Raw genomic sequence first — 23,060 nt, forward strand, 5'->3', positions numbered from 1 at the left:
CTCAGTCTCTTTCGGCGATAAGCCCTTCCTGCGCCAGGGTCGCCGCGATGACGCCGTCGGCGCGGATCAGGCTGCCGGTCACGACACCACGACCACGCGCGGCGGCGGGTGAGGTTGTCTCCAGCAGGTTCCACTCATCGGCACGCACGGGTCGGTGAAACCAGATCGACGAGTCGGTGGTGCCGCTGCGGTGCGTGCGCGCCTTCATCGAATGTCCGTGCACCTGCAGCGCCGGATCGACCATGTACACGTCGGTGACGTACGTAGCGACCAGGGTGTGCACCAGCGGGTCATCGGGGAGCGCAGCCGTTGTCCGCCACCAGAACCGGCGGACGAACTCCTGCCCCGTCCCCTCGTCGGCGATCCTGATGTCCAGTTCGTCCAGCGGCATCGACGGAGCCGGGCCCGCCGGACCTGTCAGCGCAAGATCACCCGGGTCGTGCGGCATCGCCGACCGCGAGCCGTGCTCGGGACCCGGTAACTCGGCGGCGAACGACACCGTCGCCGTCGTCAACAGCCGACCATCCTGCCTGGCATCGACACGCCGTGCCGCCGCGGTCCGGCCGTCGAAAACCCTTGTCACGGTGTACTCGACGGGATCGCCGGCCTGGCCGCCGCGCAGGAACTGCAGATGCATGTTGGTCGGCAGGCGGTCGGCGTCGACAGTCCTGCACGCCGCGGCAAGGCTCTGTGCCGTGAACTGACCGCCGTAGGACCGCTTGCCTTCCGGGCCGCTGGCCGCACCGATCCAGGTGTCCTCGGCGTCGCCGGGCCGCAGGTCGAGTAGCGCCAGCAGCTTGCTCATTCCACGGTGCCCGCGTCAGTCAGGCGTGCGATCTCGTCGGCGCTCAGTCCGAGCCACTCCTGCAGTACCGCCGCCGTGTCATCGCCCAATGCGGGTGCGGGTACTGCCGACGGATAAACACCGCCGATCGCCATGGGCAGTCCGGGCGCCAGATACTCACCGATGCGCGGCTGGTCGAGCGGGCTGAACAACGGGTTGTCCGTCACCCGCTCGCCGCGGGCCGCCTCGGCGAACGTGCGGTACCGCTCCCACAGCACGGAGCTCGCCGACAGCGCTTTGGTGATCTCGTCCGCGGTGTGCTGCGAGAACCACTCGTTGAACAACCCGAACAACGCATTGCGATGTTCGTACCGCTGGCCCTCGTCGGTGAAGTCCGCTCCGAGTGTCTCTGCAAGCGCGGCAACGGCTTTGGCCGTCCCGGTGATCTCGGTCAGATCGCGGAAATGTCTGCCGGTGAGTGCGACGATCATGAAGGCGGCGCCGTCGCTGCTGATGAAGTCCTGACCGTACTGGCCGTACACGGAGTTGCCGATGCGTTGGCGCTCGGTGCCGTTGATCAGCACCTCGGTGAAGAAGCTGAGGTTGCCCGCCGTCGCGAGCGCGACGTTCTCGAGCGGAATGCTGACCCGCTGCCCCTGTCCGGTCGCATCGCGATGCCGCAGCGCGGTGGTGACGGCCAGCGCGGTGTAGATCCCGCAGGTGACGTCCCAGGCGGGCAGCACATGGTTGACCGGGGTGGCGAGTTCGGGCGGGCCGGTCACCAATGGAAAGCCGATCGAGGCGTTGACCGTGTAGTCGACACCCGTGCCGCCGTCCGCGCGGCCGGACACCTCGACATGGATCAGGTCCGGGCGCAGCTGGGTCAGCGTCTCGTAGGAGTGCCATTGTCGCCCTGCGACATTGGTGATCAGCACGCCGCTGTCCGCGATCAATCGCTGCACCAGCTCCTGCCCCTCGGGCGAGCGCATATCGGCGGCAACCGAGCGTTTGCCCTTGTTGAGCCCCGCCCAGTAGATGCTCTCGCCGTCAGCGGTGAGCGGCCAGCGGTGGTAGTCGGCCGCTCCGCCGATCGGATCGACACGGATCACCTCGGCGCCGAGCTGGGCCAGCGTCATCCCAGCCAGCGGCACCGCGACGAAGCTGGAGATCTCCACGATGCGCACGCCGGCCAGCGGCCGCGTCGGGTCCGAATTCACCCGGTCAAGTTATCAAGCGCCGGCCTATCCCCCGAGACCCTGTCCCGGCGCCTCAGGACCGCACGAGTTTGATCGCCGCCGCCTCGACCGTCTCCTCCGACAACAGCACTTGCAGGGCGGCGTCACCCAGCGGGATGAAGCTGTCCTTGCTCGCAACGCGATCGAGCCGACCCGCGAAGCCGTGCTTCACCAGCGTCGCCAGGACTCCCTCTCCGACGCCGCCCGTCTCCCGCGTCTCGTCGACTATCAGCACCCGCCCGCTGACCTCGGCCTCCCGCAGCATGTCCTCGACCGGCAACGGCGCCAACCACCTCAGGTCGACGACGCGGGCATCGATGTGAACCGACGCGAGCCTGCGCGCCACCCGGAGGCTCATGCGTAAGCCATTGCCGAACGTCAGGATCGTCAGATCGGTGCCCTCACCGTACGTCCGCGCCCGTCCCACCGCGACACCGGATGCTGGATACGCCGCGAGCCAACCGCCGTCGTTGTCGTCGTACAGGTCCCGCGTGTGATACAGCGCGATCGGCTCGAGGAGGATGTACACCGCACCCGCCTCCCGGGCCGCCGCAGCGCACGTGTGCAGCATGCCGGCGGCGTCATCCGGTCTCGCGGGCGACGCGATGACGACACCCGGGATGTCGCGCATCGCCGCGATGGAATTGTCGTTGTGAAAGTGGCCACCGAAGCCCTTCTGGTACCCGTAGGCCGCCATCCGGACGACCATCGGATTGCGGTACTGGCGATTCGAGAAGAACTGCAGTGTGGCCGCCTCGCCGCGAATCTGGTCGGCCGCATTGTGAAAGTAAGCGAGATACTGGATTTCGGGGATCGGCAGCAGTCCCGACACTCCTGCCCCGAGTGCCAATCCCAGGATCGACTGTTCGTCGAGCAGTGTGTCGAACACCCTCGCCGAACTGGTCGCCGCCTGCAGCCCGCGCGTCACGCCGTACACGCCACCCTTGCGGGCGACGTCCTCACCGAAGATCATCGCCTCCGGATACCGGTCCAGAATATCGTGCAGCGCACGGTTGATCGCGGCCGCCACCGTAATCGGTGCGTCCGCCTCGCCGGACCTGACGGAGGCGACCAGTGACACGGGAGCGGCTGCCACCACTTCATCGTGCGCGGCGCGCAGCGGCTCCATCACCGCCTGCGCGCTGTCGAGCTGAGGCAACTCGCTGACTTCATCCGCCAGCCCAATGACCTTGGCGCGCATCGCTTCGTAACGCGACAGCACTTCCGCGGGCGTCAGCACCCCGCTGTCGATCAACACACGAGCGGTGCGCAACACCGGGTCGCGGTCGTAGGACGCCGCGATCTCCGCAGCGCTGCGATACGCCGGCTCGTAGTCGGAACCGGCGTGGCCCATCAGCCGTACCGTCCGCACGTGCAGGAACGCCGGACGTCGACGGGTCCGTACCCACTCGGCGGCGGCAGTCGCCGCATCGAAGGTATCGGCGAGGTCGGATCCGTCGGCCGCAAAGTACGCCAAACCCGCACGGCTGCTGAACATCTGCTCGATCCAGCCGCGCGGTGTCGGCACGCTGATACCGATCCCGTTGTCCTCGCAGACGAACAGCAGCGGCATCGGTACACCCTGATACGCGGCGTGCAGCGCGGCGTTGATCGCCCCGACCGCGGTGGAATGGTTCGCCGACGCGTCGCCGAAGCTACACACCGTGATCGCGTCCTCGGGCCATGCGCACGCGACCCCGAGCTTCTTCGCGCGCGCGATGGAGAACGCCACACCGACCGCGCGCGGAAGATGCGACGCGATGGTCGAGGTCTGCGGAATGATGTGCAGGTCATGGCGTCCGAACACTTTGTGCCGTCCGCCCGCGATCGGTTCGTCGGTCGCTGCGACCAACCCGAGCAGCACGTCCCGCAGCCCATCGACGCCGGCACGCGCCATATAGAAGCCTCCGGACCGGTAGTGCAGGAGCGCGGGATCGGTGGGGCGCAGCGCCGCCGCCACCGCGGAATTGCCTTCGTGGCCAGAGGATCCGATCGTGTAGTAGCCCTTGCCCTGGGCGCGCAGATATCGCGCGGCCAGATCGAGATGACGGCTGCCCAGCGCAGCGTCGAACAGTGTCAGGCACCCGCCTACCGTCAGCGACGATCCATCCCGGACGGGAAGGTCATCTCCCGGCCGAGGGCGCGCCGACTCGCTGATCGCCGAGATCGTCGCGGTGAAGTATTCGTCGATGGGTTCGGCCACGTGTCTCCTGCGCTAAGGACTTATTGTCGTGCGGGCCAGTGCATTACGAACAAAGTTGACGATCTTCGCCGCATCGGTGTAGCCATCGTCCTGATCGGGGTCGTAGATGGCCAGGCTTGCTCCCACGCAATGCGCAGGCGAACCGAACAGCGATACGACGAGGTCGGTCAGTTGATCCCACGTCAGGCCACCGGGTTCGTCGTCGACGTCGGGCAGGCCCTGTGACGGAAACTCGACGGGGTCGAGCACGTCCAGATCGATGTGCAGCCACCATCGGTCGACAACACCGGCGAGTTCGGTGATGGCTTCGCGGCCTGCGGCAGTGGGGTCGTCGGCCACCTCTGCGAGGGGTGCCACCCATACCCCGCTGTCGGCGAGGGTGCCGACGTTGAACCGGCGTCGCCAGGCGTCGTCTCGCGGCCCCAGCACGAACAGATGGTCGGGCCGCAGCGCCGGCAACCGGTCGCCGAGGCCTCCGGTCAGCAGCCGCCCGGTCAAGCCCAGCAGCAGACCGATCTCGGTGTTGGCGGCCTCGCCGTCCTCGGACACGTCGAGCGGCATGGTGTCCTCGTGCCCGTCGATGAACACCAGCCCGACGTCGCCGACGTGATCACGAAGACCGGTCACGATGCCAAACAGCGACGAACAGTCACCCCCGTAGACGAACGGGAACCGGCCCGCCGCGACCGCCCCTCCCACCCTCGCATTCAGCGCGTCGGTCATCGCGAGCAGCGCGGGTTCGTTGATCAGAGTGGTCGACGCACCACGCTCGGGATCCGGCTCAGGCAGTTCGAGGTGGTGGTCGACGACATGGTGATGGTCGAATGCGTCGGCGAGGCCGGCGTCGTGCAGCACGAGGGCAGCCCTCGCCTGGTTACCGGCACGGCCATAGCCGTCGAACGGCACCCCGATCAGTTCGATATCGGGCATTCCCCTCACCCCTCGATGATCAGCGCGCTACCGTCGCGGCCCGTCAACACCACGCCGCGATCACCATCGATGATCACACCCCGAAGATACGTGGAATACGGTGTGGCGCCGTCGAAGATCTCCTTCTTGATCTCTTCCGCGACGACCGTGCGACCGCCGTCGTCGGCCCACCGATAGCCGGACCGATACTCCGTCTCCCCCTGCCCCAGATCCTCGGACGAGTACTCCAGCGAGACGCCGTCGGGTTTGGCGATGCCCAGCGCCGCCAGTACCGCGTCCGGCCCCGAGCCGTGCAGTTCGACAGTGCGCGTGGTCTCCGGCCGCAGACCGACATCGTCGCCATCGGCGAACCGCACCAGCCGCCAACCGTCGTCGACCCCGCGCAACACGATCCGCTCACTGCCGGGAGCGAGCTCGGCGACCAACACCTCGGCGTCGACGCGCACTGCGGTCGCCGCGGAAATCTCGCCAAGGCCTGCGGCCCGGCGCCGCAACTCCGGCAGGTCCCACGGACGCACCCCGCCGCTCAGGTCACCTTCGATGAGCCGACGCACCGCCCCGGCGATGGCGCTGCGGATGACGCTGTTGTGGCAGCGCGACGGCTGCTCGCCACGGTCCCGCATCTGCCGCAGCGCCGCGACTACCTGCGGGGACAGTTCGACGGGAATCACACGAGGTCGATCACCTCTGCGATCGACGGCAGCACGCGGCTGGGCCGAAACGGATAGCGTTCGACGTCCTCGACCGTCGTCGAACCCGTCAGCACCAGGACGGTCTCCAGCCCGGCCTCGATTCCGGCGACGACGTCGGTGTCCATCCGGTCGCCGATCATCACGGTGTTCTCCGAGTGCGCCTCGATGCGATTCAGCGCGCTGCGGAACATCATCGGGTTCGGTTTACCGACGAAGTACGGGTCACGCCCGGTGGCCTTGGTGATCATCGCGGCCACCGACCCCGTCGCCGGAAGTGGCCCCTCTGCGGACGGTCCGGTGGCGTCGGGGTTGGTGGCGATGAAGCGCGCGCCGCCGAGAATCAGCCGGATCGCCGTGGTGATGGCCGTGAAGGAATACGTCCGGGTCTCACCGAGTACGACGAAGTCGGGCTCGATGTCGGTCAGTGTGTAGCCGACGGCGTGCAGCGCGGTGGTGAGGCCGGCCTCGCCGATGACGTACGCCGACCCGCCGGGCAGCTGATCGGACAGAAAGGCCGCAGTGGCCAGCGCGGACGTCCAGATCGAGGACTCGGGCACGGTCAGACCGGAGCGCAGCAGCCGCGCCGACAGATCCCGCGGCGTGAATATCGAGTTGTTCGTCAGGACCAGGAACGGACGGTCCTTGTCGACCAACCGCTGCAGAAACTCGGCGGCCCCGGGCAGGGCGTGTTCCTCGCGGACGAGTACGCCGTCCATATCGGTGAGCCAGCACTGCGGGGAGGCGCGCACGCGTCCAGTGTGTCAGGCCGCGGTCGGTCCGTAGGGATTCCGGCGCTAGCCCATCGGCATGTCGGGCAACGGCGCGTTGCAGCGATCCCGGAAGTCGGCGGCGGCCTGCCGCACAGCACGGAGCTCGTCGCGAACCTGCGGGTGGGCGTCCAAGTACGTCTGGATCTCGGCGCTCATCTCTTCCCGGGTCTTGCCCTTGAGGCCGGTGAAGAAGGCATTCACATCCGGATGGGTGAACAGGTATGTCGAGGTCCCCGCCGATACGCCGGCCATGACGCCAGCCAGATCGGCAGCCGTACAGTTCGGCGGATCGGCAGCCGCCGTCGCCGAGTTGCCGAAAATCATCGCACCGGCGATCATGCCGGCGCCTATCACACTGCGAGACAACATCTGACGCTCCTTGCTCGAATGGACAATCGGACTTGATATTGCTCAATCACCTGGGGCCGACTCCAGGGCGGCCACCGCCGGGTCCACCGGGACCGCCCGGACGCCCGGGTCGACCCAAATTAATGTCGATACCCCAGTCGTCGCTGCAATACCAGGGGTCAGCGCAATAACCGGGGTAGACCGGACCGGCCGACGGGGCGGTCGGGCCGCCCCCGCGCACCGTGCCCTGGGCGCAGACGGTGGCGGCGCCGGCGTTCGTGCAGTCGGCCGACGCGGGTGGAGCGTCGGACACGACCACTCCGACCGATGCCACGATTAATGCGATCCCCCACAAGACGTGAAGTCGGGAAAGTTTCACGGCTGCCTCCCCTCATTGGTAGGCCGCCGCCCGCACGTGCGCTGGCAGCGCGTCGGTAACCGATATCCCGGAGCATATTTCGGACGGTTGGCAATATTGGCGGAATAGCAATTCCCGCCGGAAGAACCGGATTTCGTTCGATGGCCAGCTCGCAGCACTGAATTCACGATTCTTGCAACTGCAAAGTGCCAGCCGAGCGGATCAGGGTTCGTTTGCCTTACTGCCCTGGCTTTTGGCCGTATCCCCTCCTCAAGCTTGGTGATTCAAACATCCACTCCGCCCTTCGTGCTGGTGCTACTGTCCGATCACTTGGGGGGATTAGAGGGGCGGTATTGGCATGAGCAACCAGGATTGGACCAAGCCCGCCGCGATGGCGATCCCCAAAGAGGGGTATTTCGAATTGGAGCGGGGACGATACGGACCCGTCTTTCCCCGCACCCCGGCCTGCTACGGCTTCTCGATCATCGCGAAGGTGAAAGAAGGCCGCGAAGAGGCGGTACGGGCATACGGCAAGACCATCGAGGAGACGATCGCCGAGAGTCCGGACGCTTTGGCGCCACTGCGTCTGCATTATCTCCGCTGGCAGCTGTTCGACGTCGGGTCAGGACTGCACTTCCAATATCAGGGCATCTTCGACACCGATTTCGACAAGTACACCGAGGACGCCGTCGCACTGTTCAGCGCCACTGGCATCACCACCGTGTTCACCAACCTCGAAGGGTTCCCCGAGGATTGGAAGGAGAACCCGGAGGCGTTCGTGAAGTTTGTCCGCGAGCACCAGTGCCCCAGTTTCCTGGAATACGGCGAATACCCCTACGTGACTGCCGACGAGATTAAGAAGGCGCTGAGGCTGAAAGCCGCTTTCTCGACCATGCTCGACCAAATGCAGTAGCACCCATGACCGGGCGTGATCCTTCGACGAAGGGGAAGCAGTAGCGAGGTGCTCGAACTCGACGACATTCAGCACATCCTGCTGACGCGTACACCGGCCATCACTGGACGGTATGAGTTCTTGACGTTCGACAGCCCGGCGGGAGGTCGGATGTGGCTCTCCGAGCTACTACCGAAGACCCAGTCGGCGACCGAGGCCGTCGCCACCATCGACGAGTCGGATCGCTGGGTCACGTTGGCCTTCACCTGGAACGGCCTTCGCGCACTCGGTGTCCCCGAAGAATCACTTGCGACCTTCCCCGACGAATTTCGCGAGGGAATGGCCGCGCGCGCCGACATCCTCGGCGACACCGGCACCGCCGCGCCCGAGCACTGGCTCGGCGGGCTGGCGCGCGACGACTTGCATGCGATCGCAATTCTGTTCTCCCGCACCGACGAACAGTGCCGACGGTCCATCGACGAGCACGACCAGCTACTGGCTCGCACCGACGGGGCGCGCAGCCTTTCGTACCTCGACCTCAATGCGTCACCGCCGTTCAACTACGCCCACGACCATTTCGGCTTTCGGGACCGACTGTCGCAGCCGGTGATGAAAGGATCCGGCGAGGAACCGACCCCCGGATCAGGGGCGCCACTGGAGCCGGGTGAATTCATCCTGGGTTATCCGGATGAGAACGGCCCGGTGGCAAACCTCCCTGAGCCGCAGGAACTGTCGCGCAATGGCAGCTACATGGCATACCGCCGCCTGGAGGAGCACGTCGGCTTATTCCGCGACTATCTGCGTGAGCACGCCGAGACACCGGACGAACAAGAACTCCTGGCGGCGAAGTTCATGGGCCGCTGGCGCAGCGGTGCGCCACTGGTATTGGCGCCGGAAGCGGACGACCCCGGACTCGGAGCGGATCCGATTCGCAACAACGACTTCAACTACAAGGAGATGGATCCTTTTGGGTACGCCTGCCCGCTCGGCTCCCATGCCCGCCGGTTGAATCCACGCGACACCGCGCACAACATGAACCGTCGGCGCATGATCCGCCGCGGCGCCACCTACGGTCCGGCGTTGCCCGAGGATGCGCCCGACGACGGCGTGGACCGCGGCATCGCGGCGTTCATCATCTGCGCAGACCTGGTCCGGCAGTTCGAGTTCGCGCAGAACGTCTGGATCAACGATAAGACGTTCCACGAGCTCGGCAACGAGCATGATCCCATCTGCGGTACCCAGGACGGCACCCTGGACTTCACCGTGCCCAAGCGTCCTATCCGCAAGGTGCACAAGGGTATTCCAGCTTTCACCACGCTTCGCGGCGGCGCCTACTTCTTCCTGCCCGGAATGAGCGCGATGCGGTACCTGGCTTCACTCGGCGATTAGGAGATCACGATGCGCGCCCGCACCTATAACCAGAGCCATGTCCCCCGGCCGCACACCGGCGGACGTCGCATCAGCATCTACTGGACGTGGAGCTACCCCTGGGAGTCGCAACGGGATCCGGCCATCATCGAGAACCGCTTCTCCACCATCACCGAGGTGCGCAATGTCGCGTGGCCTGCCTACGAGACGCCGGAGTACGACGCAGCCAACTTCCTGCAGGGCATCGCGGGAACGCTGGAGCTGTTCCACCGCTCCACTCTGGATTTCCAAGCGCTGGCCGAGGAGGCCACCGGCCACCCCGTGGCCGTCTTCCAGCGCATCGACCAGGCCGGCTACAAGTTGCCAATCGACGAACGGATCCTCGCCGACACCGACACGTTGATGGTGTTCGGCCTGGACCATCTGCTCTCTGAACAGGAAGCTGCGCCGGGGGAGGTCGCCGCGATCTCCGAATGGCTGCAACGGGAGGGCACCTGCCTGCTGCTGGCGCCACATCACGATGTCGGGTTCACCGACGACTACACCCAGCGACAGGTGGAGTATGAACACCACGGCGACCGTCTTGTTCCGCGCCAGCAGCGCTTCGGTCAGTACACGCGCTCGCTGATGAAGGCGCTTTCGGTGCCGGTGCACAACACGTGGGGGCTGCGGCCCGCGGTGGTCGAGGGCACCAAGGAGATCGCGCCGTTGACGGGTTTCCGCGATCTGGACACGCCGCAACTGCTGGACAACGTCACCACCTTCAACTTCCACCCGCATCTACCCCACTACGAACTGACCGCACCCGAAGGCGACGGCCTACGCGTCCTCGGACGACAGCGGATCGACCCCGACCGTCCGCACCCGTTCACCGCGGCGGGCAATACCGAGTTCAACGCGTTGATCTGGATGCCGCCCGCCAGTGAGCGGGGCGGCGACATCGTGCTCATCGACTCCACTCACTTCACCACCCTGTTCGGTGGCACCGACAGCCTGCGCAACCTGTGGCACAACCTGGCCACCATGAAATAGCACCCATTCGTCCCGGTCGCGGCCTAGTGTCGGGCTATCCGACCACAGCGAGGTGAACGCGATGAGTGATCGCCCGGTTCGAGCTAGACGGCCTTCGAGCGCTACCAAGAAAAGCGCCGCGAGAAAGACGTCCACCGCCAAAAAGGCACCTGCGAAACGGGCGGCGCCGCGCAGCACCACGACGGCACAACCCCAAGAGACTCAGCCCCGTGAGATCAGTGTCGGCACCGACGCGGCCTTCGCCCCTGGCGGCGGACCGCAGCGCCGCCGGCTGCGGAACATCTCCGAGGTACGGCATTTCTTCCGCACCAACGACGTGCCGATCCTGTTCTTCGGCGCGACCCCGTTCAACCTATTGGGTCTCGACCGCTGGGTGCGCAACTTCTCGTACATCACGTACTACGACGCCTGGGACGGCGCGCATCCACGGGTGTTCACTCCGAGCCACAAGCCGTACCAGGAGTTCGAGAGTGGCGAGGAGATCAACAACTGGCTGCTCACCAACCCCGAAGTGCGGGCGCACATCAAGGCGGCCACCCCGCGCGGCGTGCGTCCCAAGGTCGCCATGGTGTTCTTCGACAGCGAAACCGAGGACATCTGTAAGGAACTCGGCTACGACCTGATCCTGCCCCCGGCGAGTCTGCGCGAGCGGCTGGATTCCAAGATCGTCACCACCCAGCTCGGAAACGAGGCCGGTGCGCCCAGCGTGCCGAACGTACTGACCCGCGTCGACGGGTGGCACGGACTGCGCGCCGAGGCCGAAAAAGCCGGTCTCGGTGACGAACTCGTCGTTCAGACACCGTACGGCGACTCGGGCAAAACCACCTTCTTCATCTCGTCGGAGGCCGATTGGCGTAAGCACAGCGCCGACATCGTCGGCCAGGAGATCAAAGTGATGCGCCGCATCAACAATCGGCCGGTGGCTGTCGAGGCAGTGCTGACGCGGTGCGGCACCATCGTCGGCCCCTTCATGTCGGAACTGATCGGTTATCCGGAACTCACACCGGCCCGCGGTGGGTGGTGCGGCAACGAGATGTTCCCCGAGGTATTGACGGGCGAAAGCAGGCGCATCGCAACACAATTGGTTCGCCGACTGGGCGATCGTCTGGCCGACGAGGGTTACCGCGGATTCTTCGAGGTGGACGTCCTCGTCGACACCGACACCAACGACATCTACCTCGGCGAGCTCAACCCTCGGATCAGTGGGGCGTCGTCGATCACGAACGTGACGGCAGGCGCGTATGCCGATGTGCCGCTGTTCCTGTTCCACATCTTGGAGTTCATGAACGTCGACTTCGATCTGGACGTCGACGAGATCAACGAGCGGTGGGAGGAGTTGGCGTCGGCCGACGTGTGGAGCCAGATGGTGCTGAAGGAGACCGACGACGTCGTGCAGCGCCTGACCGCGACACCGCGCACCGGGCAGTACGCACTCGACGCGAGCGGTGCACTGGTGTTCCGTCGCGCGGCCCTGGACTGGCACCAGCTGCAGAACGAATCGGAGGCGTTCTTCCTGCGGATCTACGGACCCGGCGACTATCGCTGGAAGGGCGCCGACCTCGGGGTGCTGGTGACGAAGGGGCGCCTGCAGGTCGACTCGGGGACGGGCAAATCGTCGCTGGCCATCCGCGCACGTCATCTGATCGATTCCCTGCGGGCCGAATACGCAGGTACGCCGCTTGCCGAACCTTCCGGGCCGAAGAGCGACGTCGGACTCAAGTAGGGCTGAGCTAGTCTCGTCGCCATGGTGTTGGGAGGCGACACAGGGCGTGCGCCCTCGGATGTCACGCTGGACAACTGGCAGTCCGCCTCGCATCTGCACTGGACGTTCCAGCATGTCGCGGACTTCCTGCCGACGGCCGTCATCTCACGGGGCACCGGCCCTGTCGCCGAACTGCCCCCCGCTCCCGACGAACTGCCCCGGCTGTCCGAGATCCCCCTGCACGACAACACAAATGGCCGACGGACCACGGTCGGCGATGTGATGGCCGCGACGGCGACCGACGGCTGGATCGTCACCCATCACGGACGAGTGCTCACCGAGCAGTACTACGGCGGCATGGCCGCCGACACACAGCACCTGTTGATGTCGGTCAGCAAGTCGTTGGTCGGCATGGTGGCCGGCGCGCTGGTCGGCAACGGCGCGCTCGACGTAGACGCGGAGCTCACGCACTACGTCCCCGCCCTAGCGGCCTCCGGCTACGCGGGCGCCACGGTCCGGCATCTCCTCGACATGCGTTCGGGCATCGCGTTCTCCGAGGACTACCTGAACCCGATGGCCGAAGTGCGACTGCTCGAACAGGCCATCGGCTGGGCGCCTCGCACCGTGCCGGACCTGCCGACGACGATGTACGACTACCTGCTCACCCTGCGGCAGGGCTCGCCGCACGGGGGACCGTTCGCCTACCGATCCTGCGAGACCGACATCCTCGGCTGGGTCTGCGAGGCGGCAGGCGGACTGCGGATGCCCGAGCTCATGTCAGTCCTGCTGTGGAGCAAGGTCGGTGCCGACAACGATGCGACGATCGCGGTCGACCAGGTCGGCACGGGCATGTTCGACGGCGGCATCAACGCCTGCCTTCGCGACCTCGCCCGGTTCGGTGCGCTGTACCTCAACGACGGAACATCGTTGACCGGCGAGCCGGTGGTGTCACCCGCATGGATCGCCGACACGCTCGAGGGCGGCATCGATTCGCGGGACGCCTTCGCCGCGAGCCCCGACGACAACCGCATGCCGGGCGGCATGTACCGCAACCAGGTCTGGTTCCCGTATCCGGGCAACAATGTGTTGCTGTGCTTGGGGATTCACGGTCAGATGATCTACGTCAACCGCTCGGCGGGTCTCGTCGCGGCCAAGCTGTCGAGCTGGCCGTTGCCCCAGGACGCCACCAAGCTGTTCCCGACGGTCGCCGCGTTCGACGAGATCGCCGCGCAGCTGTCCTGACATGCCCCCAGGTGCTATCTCGGCTGGTTCGGTACGCCAGGGAACAACTGCACATCCGGGCCGGAGGTCACATATCCCAACTGCTTGGTCACGAGATGTGGTGCGAAAACGGATGCGTAGAGCACATTTCCGACAATGATGACGGTGACGATGGACACGATCGCCGATTGCACCTTGGTCTTCGACAACTTGTCCGACCACATCTCGATGACGTTGCGGCCCTGCGAATCCGTGCGCCCGAGCAGGTAGGTGAAGACCATCATCTGAATGCCCATCGCGATGGCGTCGTAGATCGGGTACTGGTGCAGAGTCCCCTCGAACAGTCCCAGACCGGGAATCACGTAGGCGTAGTAGAAGACTCCGAGGCGGGCGCCGAGGCCGGCGTTGAACATCAGGGCCCAGCAGAAGCCGACGATGAGCCCGACGATCAACAAGGTCTGCGGCCTGCGCCAGTTGAACCGCGCGGCGAGCCGACGGCCGATGGCCGCACCCGTGACGGCCGGGATGCAGAAGTAGCCGATGTATCCCAGCGGCACCGACGACGGCAGTCCCCCCCAGGTCATGTTCAACGGCCACCACGACGGCATGCGTGGCAGCGCCGGCGGGAACTGCGCGTACATCGCCCAGTCGTAGGGCGCCTCGATCCAGGAGAACGAGATCGCGGAGATACACAGCAGAAGCAGTGGATGCAGGCGGCCGCGGCGGACGCTCAGGTAGATCCCGGCGGTGACGAACAGGACGCCGCTCAGCCAGCCGAACGCATTGGACGCGATCAGCAGCGGGGTCATCTCGGTGTTCATCGATTCGCCCTGTCGCTCGCCGCCTCCGCTTCGGGCTCACTCCCGGCATCACCGCGCGCCTCCGGGTCGAAGTAGATCACCAGCCCGAATATCAGGATGATCAGCCCGAACAGAGTCCCGAGAATGATGAGTTGGCCCACGAGCGCGTCCCTTCACAGCGGTCGACCGATTGGTAATAGTGCACACTATTAAAATAGTCAGGTCAAGGACCGCTATCGTTGAGGCCCATCAGCCGCGCAGCGCGGTCTAAGGAGTGGAAAGCCGTGCCGCAGCGACGTTCATCTGCAAAACAGACCTCGGAGGCGACTCGTCGGCCACGTGGGGAGGCGCGCCGACTGCTCCTCGACGCCGCGCGCGAACTCTTTGCGCGCCAGGACTACCGGGCCACGACCACCCGGGAGATCGCCGAGGCCGCCGGAGTCACCGAATACCTGCTCTTTCGCCACTTCGGCTCGAAGGCAGGCTTGTTTCGCGAAGCCCTTGTCCTGCCGTTCACCAACTTCGTCGACGACTTTGCCAAGACCTGGCAGTCCGTCGATCACGAGGCGACGGACGAGGAGCAACTGGCGCGGCAGTTCGTCGGCCACCTCTACGACGTCCTCGTTGAACATCGCGGCCTTCTGCTGACCCTCGTCGCGTCGGACGGGCTCAGCGAGGAGGAGATCGAAAGCGCGGGTATCACCGATATTCGGCGGACACTCAGCCTGCTCGGCCAGATCAGCACCGAGGGCATGCGCCTGCGCGGGCTGCAGTCGGGCCAACCCGAACTGCCGGCACACTCCACGGTGGCGATGATCGTCGGCATGGTCGCACTGCGTTCGACGTTCTTCGGAAACCGCCCACCGTCGCGCGAGGCCATCGTCGATGAGCTCGTCCAGACCACGCTGCACCGATTCCGACACCGACCGTAGCCGTGGCGGCTATCCCCCAGGGCCGTTGGGCCACTTGAGCAATGAGCCCGCGTCGACCCGGATCTGCTGACCCGTAATGTAGCGGCTGTCCTCGCTGGCCAGGAACACGCCCAGCTTCGCCATGTCCACGGGTTCGATGTACGGGATCGGCATCGCCTGGAACAGCGTGAACAACGGCTCGGCGTCCTCGCGGGTGGCCTGCTTGCCCTCCATCGTCAGGTCCGGCCGGAACATGCTGTACATGCCGTCGTTCTGCAGGAGGTGGGTGTTGCAGTTGGTCGGGTGGATGGCGTTGACGCGAATCATCCGCGGCGCCAGGGCCATCGACATCTCTTCGACGTACTCGATCAGCACCCGCTTGCTCCAGCCGTAACCTCGGCCGCCGGGCCCCATGTTCGGGTTATCGGTGGTGCCGCGGATCATCCCCGCCGTGGATCCGGTGACGATCACCGAGGCTCCGTCGGGCAGGTGCGGAACGGTGACCGCGACCGTGTTCATCACGCCGAGCAGGTCGACGTCGCTGGCGTCGACGAACGACATGGGGTCGTGCGGTCGCCCCATGGCCATCGGCAGGATGCCTGCATTCGCGACGACGATGTCGATCTTGCCGAGGTCGGCGACCCCAGCCTCGACAGCATCGCGCAACTCGTGGCGTTCCCGCACGTCGGCGACGCGGGCGACGACGCGACGGCCGATCTCCTTGACCGACCGCTCCGTCTCGGCGAGGTCGTCGGGTGTGGCCAAGGGATAGGGGTTGGACGGGATGTCGCGGCAGATGTCGACCGCGATGATGTCGGCGCCCTCCTTGGCCATCTCGATCGCATGCGCGCGACCCTGGCCGCGGGCCGCTCCGGTGATGAAAGCGACCTTGCCGTCGAGCTTTCCGGTCATATTCCGCTCCTTAGGTTCTGGCGAACAGACATAGAATGCCCGTTCCTTCCGGCGTGTCGGGGTCTTTTGCGTCTACTCGCTGGGGGTGTATTCGACGTGCAGTGCGGTCAGGCCGCGCATGATGAAAGTCGGCTCGTATTCGTACTTTCGGTCATCGGGTGGCCCGTGCATTTCTTCCGAGATGCGAATGTCGGCCATGCGGTCGAGGATGCGGTTCACCGCGATACGCGCCTCCGACCGCGCCAGCGGCGAGCCGGGACACGAATGGGGTCCGCGCCCGAACGCGACGTGCTCGCGCACGTTGGGCCGGTCGTGCTTGAACACATCCGGATCCTCGAACTTGCGAGGATCGCGGTTGCTGGCACCGGGCAGCATCATCAGGATCGTGCCCGCAGGAATCTCCACGTCGCCGATGGTCGTCGACGCGCGCGCAAGCCGGAAATGGCTTTTGACCGGGCTTTCCATCCGCAGGCACTCCTCGAGGAACGCCGGGACCTGCGTGCGATCGTCGCGAAGGGTCTGTTGGATGTCGGGCCGCTCCCCCATCACCCGCATCGCGGTGCTGACGAGTTTGGTCGTCGTGTCGGTACCGGCGGCGAACAGGAACGTCGCCAGCTTGACGACCTCGTCGACCTCGGGCACCGATCCGTCCGGGTAAGTGGCGGCGGCCAGGTCGGTGAGCACATCCTTTCGCGGCTCGCGTCGCCGATCGGTGATGTAGGAGGTGAACTTGTCGTCCAGCCAGGCCAGCGGGTTGTGCGCGACGGTCTCGCCCTCGTTGCCGTCGACCTCGCCGAGCGGTTCGGCACCCAGCGCCTGCTTGAACTGTTGGTGGTCCTCCGCAGGCACGCCGAGCAGATCCGCGATCACCAACAGCGCCAACGGTTTCGCGAAATCCTCCATGAACTCGCACGAACCGCGGTCGACGATCTTGTCGAGCTGCTGGTCGACAAGCCGCCACATGAAGTCTTCGTTCTCGCTCAGCCGCTTCGGGGTGATCAGCCGGCTGAGCAGTCCACGCGTCTTCTGGTGTTCCTCGGCGTCCATCGTCACCACATGCTCGGCCATGGGAATGGCCGCGCGATGCTCTTCGATCTGCGCGCTGATGTCATCACCCTCCGGGATGAACGGCAAGGGCGGGAACGGTCCCGCCACGGCCACGCACGACGACATCGCAGGGTCTTTGTATGCCGCGAGCGCTTCCTGGTGTCCGGTCACCGCGACGACGCCGTACGGGGTCGCATGCTGCACAGGACACTTCGCGCGAAGCTGCGCGTAGTAGGGATAGGGGTCGGGAACCAGCGACATGTCGGTGAAGTAGTCGATCAACTCGATATCGCTCACTGCGCCTCCTCGCTGCCCGCCGAATCCGGTCTTGCGATTTCGGCGTGTTTAGTCAAGCTGAGCGTGACCAGCCACGCCGAAATCGCTGGGGTATCTATCTCGTTGGTCATCACGTGGCGAGCAACTCCTACTGGGGGTCGAACAGGACGGGCACCGACGTCGGCGACCGGAATACCTGACCCCTGACGTGCGGATCGTCCCCGTCGGGGTCTAGCCGCAGGTTCGGCAGCCGGTCGAGCAGAAGGTTGATGGCAGTTCGCATTTCGAGGCGGGCGAGGTGCATGCCGAGGCAGACGTGGACGCCGTGACCCCAGGCCATGTGGCTCTTCTGCGGACGGAAGATATCGAACTTGTCGGGGTCGGGGAACCGGTCTTCCTGGTGGGTCGCCGATCCCAGCATCGGCATCACGGTCGCGCCGGCGGGGATCTCCACCCCACCGAGGACCGTGTCCTTGGTGGCCGTCCGAGTGATGGTCAGCAGCGGAGGCTCCCACCGCACACCCTCCTCGATGGCCTGCGGTATCAGCGAGCGGTCGGCACGGATCGCATCGAGCTGCTCAGGGTTCGCCAGCAGTGCAAGCAGCAAGCTGCCCAACGCCCGGTACGTGGTCTCCACGCCTGCGGGCAGCAGCAGTCGCAGGAACGAGAAGATCTCTTCGTCATCGAGCTTCTCCCCATCGAGTTCGGCTGCAGCGAGCGCGCTGATCAGATCCTCGCGCGGCTCGCCCCTGCGCGCTTCGAGGATCGGCGCGAAGTACTCGCACAGTGCCGCCGAGGCGGCAAGTCCCCGTTCGGGATTCATGAGCCAGCTCAGCAGCGAGATGGACCAGCGCTGAAACTGCGGGTAGTCCTTTTCCGGAAGTCCGAGCAGCCCGGCGATGATCTGACTCGGATAGTCGAAGGTGAACTCCTTGACCAAATCGGCCTTGCCGTTGGGCGCGAACTTGTCGATGAGCCCGTTGGCCACTCGTCCGACCAGCTCGTCCTCCCACCGTGCCAACGACTTCTGCGTGAATGCTTTCGAGACCAGCCCGCGAAGCCGCCCGTGCACCGGCTCATCCATGCCCAGCATCACGCCCTGACCCAGCACGGGCCCGAACGCCGCGATGACGGCCGCCGACGAGAACGTCTCGTTGTCACGCAGCATCTGCTGAACGTCTTCGTGGCGGTAGACGATGAACATCGGCAGCGACTCTTCGTGTGGCAGCGCGCCCGACGTTTCAAGGCGCTGCACGGGCTCTTCACGGCGGATCCGCGCCAGCTCCGTGTACGGGTCCCGAACGTCGCCGGAGATGGCGTCGTCGAAGGTCCCGAAGTCCTCGAGGTCGTCGAAGAGTTGTGACATACATGCGCTCCTTTGGGCTGCTACTCCTGGTCGGCCGGGTAGGCGACAGACTTGACTTCCGTGTACTGGGTGAATCCGACGATGCCGTTCTGCCTACCGACGCCGCTGGCCTTGTATCCGCCGAAGGGTGTGTCCGCTCCGTACCCTGCGGTTCCGTTGAGACCGATGAACCCGGCCCGCAGCCGCCGCGCCACCGCCAGCGAATGGTCCAAGGAACTCGACATCACGTTGCCTGCGAGGCCGTACACGCTGTCGTTGGCGATCCGCACCGCGTCGTCCTCGTCCTCGTAGGGAATGACGGCAAGAACGGGACCGAAGATCTCCTCCTGGGCGATGGTCATCCTGTTGTCGACATCGGTGAAAAGCGTTGGGCTGAGCCAGAATCCCTTCTCGAACTCCTTGGGCGGTTCGGTGTTGCCGACCAGCAGCGTAGCGCCCTCGTCGACACCCTTGCGGATGTAGGACAGGATGCGTGACTGCTGTTTGGCCGAGATGACCGGCCCGCAGATGGTGCCGGGGTCCTGCGGGTCGCCCGCCTTGATGTTCTCGTAGATGCCGCGCAGGATCGCGACGCCCTCCTCATAGCGCGACCGCGGCAGCAGCATTCGCGTCGGCGCGGCGCAGCCCTGACCCGCGTGCATCAGGGGACCGATGCCGATCAGGCACGCGGTGTTGAAGTCCGCGTCCTCGAGCACGATGGTCGCCGACTTGCCGCCGAGTTCCAGGAACAGGCGCTTCATCGTCGCCGCGCCCTTCTCCATGATCCGCTGGCCCACCACGGTCGAGCCGGTGAACGAGATCATGTCGACCTTCGGCGACAGGGTCAGTTCCTCACCCACGAAGTGGTCCGACGCGGTCACAATGCTGACCACACCTGCTGGGAAATCGGTCTTCTCGGCGATGAGCCGGCCCAGCCGGGTGGCGTTGAACGGGGTGTTGGGCGCAGGTTTGAGGACGACGGTGTTGCCTGTCGCCAACGCCTGGCCGAGCTTGTTGATCGTGACCTCGAACGGGAAGTTCCACGGCACGATCGCGCCGACCACGCCGACCGGTTCGCGCCACACCTTCCGCCGGGTGTTCACGCCGGTCACCGAGACGACCTTGTCACCGAGGTCGGTTTCCCATTCGAAACTGTCGATCAGCCGGGCGGGATACTTGAGGCCGTCCTCCAACGGCGCATCGAGATGGGGACCGTGGGTCACCGCACGCGGAGCGCCCACCTCGAGGATGAGTTCCTCGCGCAATTCCTCGAGCTCGCTTTCGATGGCTTCGTGCAGCTGCAACAGACAGCGCTTCCGAAGCTCCCGATTGATCGACCAGTCCGTCTCGTCGAAAGCCCTTCTGGCCGCGTCGATTGCGCGGTTCATGTCGGCCTTCGATGCATCGGCGACCTCGCCGAGGACGTCCTCGTTCGCAGGGTTGATGTTGGTGAAGGTGCCCGCTTCCCCGTCGACGAGCTTGCCGTCGATGAGCATCCGGGACTCGAACTTTACTGCGGTGATTTCAGTCATTGCTCTCACTCCTGTCGGGTGCCTGTTGTGTCGGCGCGATTCGCATCGCGAATGAAGCCATGCGCTGCAGGGCTGCGGGTGGCAGGACCTTGGCCGCGGCGACCATCGCACGCTGGCCGCTGGCCAGCGGAACCGCACCGCCACGCACCGCGCCCTGTCGCGGTATGCCCGTTTCGTCGATCACCATGGCCGCTGCCGCGATCGACGCGCTGTCGGTCAAGTCGAGTTGGACCCTGATCAGTCGGTCATCGTTCGCCGCCGCACCAGTTGCCGCACGGAGTAACGACATTCCGCGTTCCGGGTTGCGCATCGCCGCGACGACGCGCCACCCCTCGTCGTAGAGACGCGCCGCCGATGCGAAGCCCAGACCCCTAGAAGCACCGGTGATGACGATGCTGCGTGTATCAGTTGCCATTCGGACTTTCGGACGCGCAGCGGTTGCTGATCGAACCCAGGTCGACGTCGACGTTGCGGTACGGCCCCTGCTGCCAGGTGGCCCACTTGCCTACTGAATACGGGCCCTCGGCGCCATTGGCCCGGTAATACCCTTGCGGGTCGTACACCTTCGCCTCGGGAAAGGGCCACGGACAGGCCACCGAGGTGGCCAGACCGCTGGCCTTGATCGCCCAGAACCATCCGCCGTAGGCGAAGTACGACACGTTGATGATCACGAACATCACCAGGAATGTGCCGAGGACCGGCTTTTTCGGAAACAGTCGCGCCTTTGCAGCGAGCTTCTCGGCCACCGACTTCCCGGTGTCATCGCGGTAGACCAGGATGGCCGCCGGGATCATCACGAACGTCACCGACAGCGACTCCCAGATCAACGGGAACTGGAATGTGCTGCCCGGGAACAACGTTCCGAATGGGATAGCCTGCGAGTAGATGTACAACCCGGTGCGCACCAGGCTGACTTCCAGGACCGCGTCGAAGATGAAGCCGATCACCAGCACCAGCCCACCGAGGCTGATCAGCGGGTGTCGGCTGACGAATGCTTCCGGCCCGTGCTTGGCCTGCAGCTTGCGCAGGATCCAGATCGCCGGGAAGTACGGGCCGAAGTAGAACAGGACGTACCCGAACACGATGAACGGTTCGACCGTCGGCGACATCATGATCAGGTACCAGTTCTCCGGCCAGTGCAGCAGCGCGGGGTTGTACACCGCGTACGGCGACCAGTTCATGATCGGGTCCTGCCACACGATCAGTGTGGTGACGAGGACCATCAGCAGAACCGGGCTACCGGGGTTCTTGCGCCAGCCACGGATGAAGCCGACAGTGAACGCCACGACGATGATCACCGCCCCGACCTGCGGGATGATCTGCCAGTGGTCGAAAGCCGTCAGGAATTGGACCGGACGAGGCCTTCCCTCGACGTTGGGGTTGGCCACGCGCGGGTCGACAGCCGTCCGTCCGACCGCGGCAAACAGGCCGAAGAAGCCCAGCCATACGAGCAGCGAGATGACTCGGCCCCAGTTCGGGCCCTTGCGCGGCGCCTCGGGCGGTTTCTGCTCGGCGGGCAGGGGTCTCGACTCCGTGGTCATGTCAGTCCTCCCCGAACCGGTCGACCAGATGTGAGTTGACGCCGTCGGCATCGAGTGTCCGAGCCACCAGATATCCCGCGCCCATCCAGGCGCGGCGCGTCCATTTACCCAGTGACACACGGGTTCCCGGCGCGCCCGATGCGGCAGGCATCATCTTCACGCGCTCGAGCGCCTCTTTCACACCGCGCGGGCTCAGCGGGTGAGCATCGGTAAAGGCACGGACAAGTGTCGCGGCGACGTCGCGGTTCACCACCGTCACACAGAACTCCGGACGGCTGCCGTCGTACTTCGCCGCGTACCGGTCCAAGAACTCCTGTCCGACGGGGTTGGCCTCGTCGTACTGATCGACCCCGACCCAGCCCATGAACGCGTTCCACATGATGGGGTTCACCCACGCGTTCTGGAACGCGGTGGTGGTGAACCGAGGCGGGTCCCAGTCGACGGCCTCGAGGGCCGGGTTGACGAACACGATGCCGAAGCCGAAGCCGAGGTGCACGATCGCCTCGGCCTTCGCGTCGTGCAGTGTGCGCACCGCTTCGTTGATGTCCTGCGCGGTCTGCGCGATCGTCGCTTCGGCCACAATCCGAATTCCCTTGCGGCGGCAGGCACTCCGCAGGTTCTTCAGATAGCTCTCGCCGATGAGGCTCTGCTCCACCAGGACGCCGATTTCATTGAGACCGCGTTTGGCGACGAGGTCGGCGATGAAGATCGGTTCGTCGGTCATCGACCCCTGCGGGAACGCGAACGTCCACTCGCCCAGCCAGTCGTCGGTACCGGTGACGCTGATCGCAGGCACCTTGAAGCGTTCTTCGATCGCTTCGCGCACCGGCACGCAGTTGTCGGTGATGTTGGGACCGAACACCACGAGGCAGCCCTCGTCGACCAGTTCGCCGTAGGCGTCGATCACCGCCTTCACCGAACCCTTCGGCAGTCCTTCGACCTCGCGGTAGATCATCTGCACAGGGCGATCCATCAAACCCTGCTCGACGGCTTCTTCGAAGATCAGGTCGAAGCACTGGGTGAAAGAGGCCTGCAGTTCCTCGGGAAAACCAGGGGGCAACGTGAAGTCCATCAAGTAGCCGACCTTGATGGGCTCCGCGGTGCTTTCGTAGGACATCTGACCTCCCTGGGGGTCGACCTAATATTTGTTCAGACCCTAGC

22 protein-coding genes and 1 pseudogene are annotated in these 23,060 nt (G+C 65.3%); 6 read left to right on the forward strand and 17 right to left on the reverse strand.

Translation table 11 applies throughout. From position 1 onward, the window contains the following. Nucleotide 1: 1 nt before the first annotated feature. From G6N43_RS21115 to G6N43_RS31115, 8 genes are read right to left on the reverse strand one after another with little or no spacing between them, the layout of a single operon-like run. Nucleotides 2-805 (reverse strand): acyl-CoA thioesterase, encoded by an 804-nt coding sequence (locus G6N43_RS21115; protein WP_083149961.1) that lies wholly within the window; start codon nt 803-805, stop codon nt 2-4. Then, nucleotides 802-2,001 carry a CoA transferase gene (locus tag G6N43_RS21120; RefSeq protein ID WP_083149962.1) on the reverse strand — a complete coding sequence of 400 codons (1,200 nt, stop codon included), beginning with the start codon at nt 1,999-2,001 and terminating at the stop codon, nt 802-804. Before G6N43_RS21120 ends, G6N43_RS21115 begins: the two co-directional genes overlap by 4 nt. 52 nt (nt 2,002-2,053) lie before the next feature. Next, the gene (locus G6N43_RS21125) at nt 2,054-4,222 is read right to left on the reverse strand and encodes a thiamine pyrophosphate-dependent enzyme (protein ID WP_083149963.1); all 2,169 of its coding nucleotides are present in this window, start codon (nt 4,220-4,222) and stop codon (nt 2,054-2,056) included. 12 nt (nt 4,223-4,234) lie between these two features. Then, on the reverse strand, nt 4,235-5,152 hold the full coding sequence (locus G6N43_RS21130; protein ID WP_083149964.1) for an arginase family protein: 918 nt from the start codon (nt 5,150-5,152) through the stop codon (nt 4,235-4,237). Nucleotides 5,153-5,157: 5 nt separating this feature from the next. Next, nucleotides 5,158-5,823: a hypothetical protein gene (locus tag G6N43_RS21135; RefSeq protein WP_083149965.1), complete on the reverse strand. Its 666-nt coding sequence runs from the start codon at nt 5,821-5,823 to the stop codon at nt 5,158-5,160. Continuing rightward, entirely contained in the window at nt 5,820-6,593 is a 774-nt protein-coding gene (locus G6N43_RS21140) for an HAD-IIA family hydrolase (protein ID WP_083149966.1), read from the reverse strand. The genes G6N43_RS21135 and G6N43_RS21140 overlap by 4 nt, the downstream gene beginning before the upstream one ends. A gap of 45 nt (nt 6,594-6,638) precedes the next feature. Continuing rightward, nucleotides 6,639-6,983, reverse strand: a complete 345-nt coding sequence (locus G6N43_RS21145) for a heme-binding protein (protein ID WP_083149967.1) — start codon at nt 6,981-6,983, stop codon at nt 6,639-6,641. 46 nt (nt 6,984-7,029) lie between these two features. Next, complete coding sequence (locus G6N43_RS31115) at nt 7,030-7,341, reverse strand: hypothetical protein (RefSeq protein WP_083149968.1); 312 nt, start codon at nt 7,339-7,341, stop codon at nt 7,030-7,032. Between the two features lie 337 nt (nt 7,342-7,678). Here G6N43_RS31115 and G6N43_RS21150 point away from each other — a divergent pair, with 337 nt between their 5' ends. The 5 genes from G6N43_RS21150 (at nt 7,679) to G6N43_RS21170 (ending at nt 13,556) form a co-directional block, all read left to right on the forward strand. Further along, on the forward strand, nt 7,679-8,233 hold the full coding sequence (locus G6N43_RS21150; RefSeq protein WP_083149969.1) for a hypothetical protein: 555 nt from the start codon (nt 7,679-7,681) through the stop codon (nt 8,231-8,233). Nucleotides 8,234-8,281: 48 nt separating this feature from the next. Continuing rightward, the gene (locus G6N43_RS21155) at nt 8,282-9,601 is read left to right on the forward strand and encodes a Dyp-type peroxidase (protein ID WP_083149970.1); all 1,320 of its coding nucleotides are present in this window, start codon (nt 8,282-8,284) and stop codon (nt 9,599-9,601) included. 9 nt (nt 9,602-9,610) lie between these two features. Further along, entirely contained in the window at nt 9,611-10,612 is a 1,002-nt protein-coding gene (locus G6N43_RS21160; protein ID WP_083149971.1) for a hypothetical protein, read from the forward strand. Between the two features lie 61 nt (nt 10,613-10,673). Beyond that, nucleotides 10,674-12,335, forward strand: coding sequence for a biotin carboxylase (locus G6N43_RS21165; protein WP_083150042.1), 1,662 nt, complete (start codon nt 10,674-10,676; stop codon nt 12,333-12,335). A 21-nt stretch (nt 12,336-12,356) separates the two neighbouring features. Beyond that, on the forward strand, nt 12,357-13,556 hold the full coding sequence (locus G6N43_RS21170) for a serine hydrolase domain-containing protein (RefSeq protein WP_083149972.1): 1,200 nt from the start codon (nt 12,357-12,359) through the stop codon (nt 13,554-13,556). A gap of 14 nt (nt 13,557-13,570) precedes the next feature. Here the strand turns inward: G6N43_RS21170 and G6N43_RS21175 are convergent, their stop codons facing one another. Further along, a complete protein-coding gene (locus G6N43_RS21175) occupies nt 13,571-14,356 on the reverse strand; it encodes a spirocyclase AveC family protein (protein WP_083149973.1) in 786 nt (261 codons plus the stop codon). Then, on the reverse strand, nt 14,353-14,496 hold the full coding sequence (locus tag G6N43_RS30440; RefSeq protein ID WP_165761850.1) for a hypothetical protein: 144 nt from the start codon (nt 14,494-14,496) through the stop codon (nt 14,353-14,355). Before G6N43_RS30440 ends, G6N43_RS21175 begins: the two co-directional genes overlap by 4 nt. A gap of 123 nt (nt 14,497-14,619) precedes the next feature. On the opposite strand from G6N43_RS30440, the gene G6N43_RS21180 reads away from it, so the two are divergent. Continuing rightward, nucleotides 14,620-15,267: a TetR/AcrR family transcriptional regulator gene (locus G6N43_RS21180; protein WP_083149974.1), complete on the forward strand. Its 648-nt coding sequence runs from the start codon at nt 14,620-14,622 to the stop codon at nt 15,265-15,267. A gap of 9 nt (nt 15,268-15,276) precedes the next feature. Here G6N43_RS21180 and G6N43_RS21185 read toward each other — a convergent pair whose 3' ends face one another. From G6N43_RS21185 to G6N43_RS21215, 7 genes and pseudogenes are all read right to left on the reverse strand, one after another. After that, nucleotides 15,277-16,158 (reverse strand): mycofactocin-coupled SDR family oxidoreductase, encoded by an 882-nt coding sequence (locus tag G6N43_RS21185; protein WP_083149975.1) that lies wholly within the window; start codon nt 16,156-16,158, stop codon nt 15,277-15,279. Nucleotides 16,159-16,230: 72 nt separating this feature from the next. Further along, entirely contained in the window at nt 16,231-17,502 is a 1,272-nt protein-coding gene (locus G6N43_RS21190) for a cytochrome P450 (RefSeq protein WP_083149976.1), read from the reverse strand. Between the two features lie 127 nt (nt 17,503-17,629). Beyond that, nucleotides 17,630-18,847 carry a cytochrome P450 gene (locus G6N43_RS21195; RefSeq protein ID WP_083149977.1) on the reverse strand — a complete coding sequence of 406 codons (1,218 nt, stop codon included), beginning with the start codon at nt 18,845-18,847 and terminating at the stop codon, nt 17,630-17,632. Between the two features lie 20 nt (nt 18,848-18,867). Continuing rightward, nucleotides 18,868-20,358 carry an aldehyde dehydrogenase family protein gene (locus G6N43_RS21200; RefSeq protein ID WP_083149978.1) on the reverse strand — a complete coding sequence of 497 codons (1,491 nt, stop codon included), beginning with the start codon at nt 20,356-20,358 and terminating at the stop codon, nt 18,868-18,870. A gap of 34 nt (nt 20,359-20,392) precedes the next feature. Further along, nucleotides 20,393-20,773, reverse strand: a pseudogene (locus G6N43_RS31120) (SDR family NAD(P)-dependent oxidoreductase); the annotation flags it as partial. Further along, nucleotides 20,763-21,899 carry a spirocyclase AveC family protein gene (locus tag G6N43_RS21210; protein ID WP_083149980.1) on the reverse strand — a complete coding sequence of 379 codons (1,137 nt, stop codon included), beginning with the start codon at nt 21,897-21,899 and terminating at the stop codon, nt 20,763-20,765. The gene G6N43_RS21210 and the pseudogene G6N43_RS31120, both read right to left, overlap by 11 nt. 1 nt (nt 21,900) lies before the next feature. Beyond that, nucleotides 21,901-23,016 carry an ABC transporter substrate-binding protein gene (locus G6N43_RS21215; RefSeq protein ID WP_083149981.1) on the reverse strand — a complete coding sequence of 372 codons (1,116 nt, stop codon included), beginning with the start codon at nt 23,014-23,016 and terminating at the stop codon, nt 21,901-21,903. Between the last annotated feature and the right edge of the window lie 44 nt (nt 23,017-23,060).

The organism is Mycolicibacterium moriokaense, assembly GCF_010726085.1.
Lineage (GTDB): Bacteria > Actinomycetota > Actinomycetes > Mycobacteriales > Mycobacteriaceae > Mycobacterium > Mycobacterium moriokaense.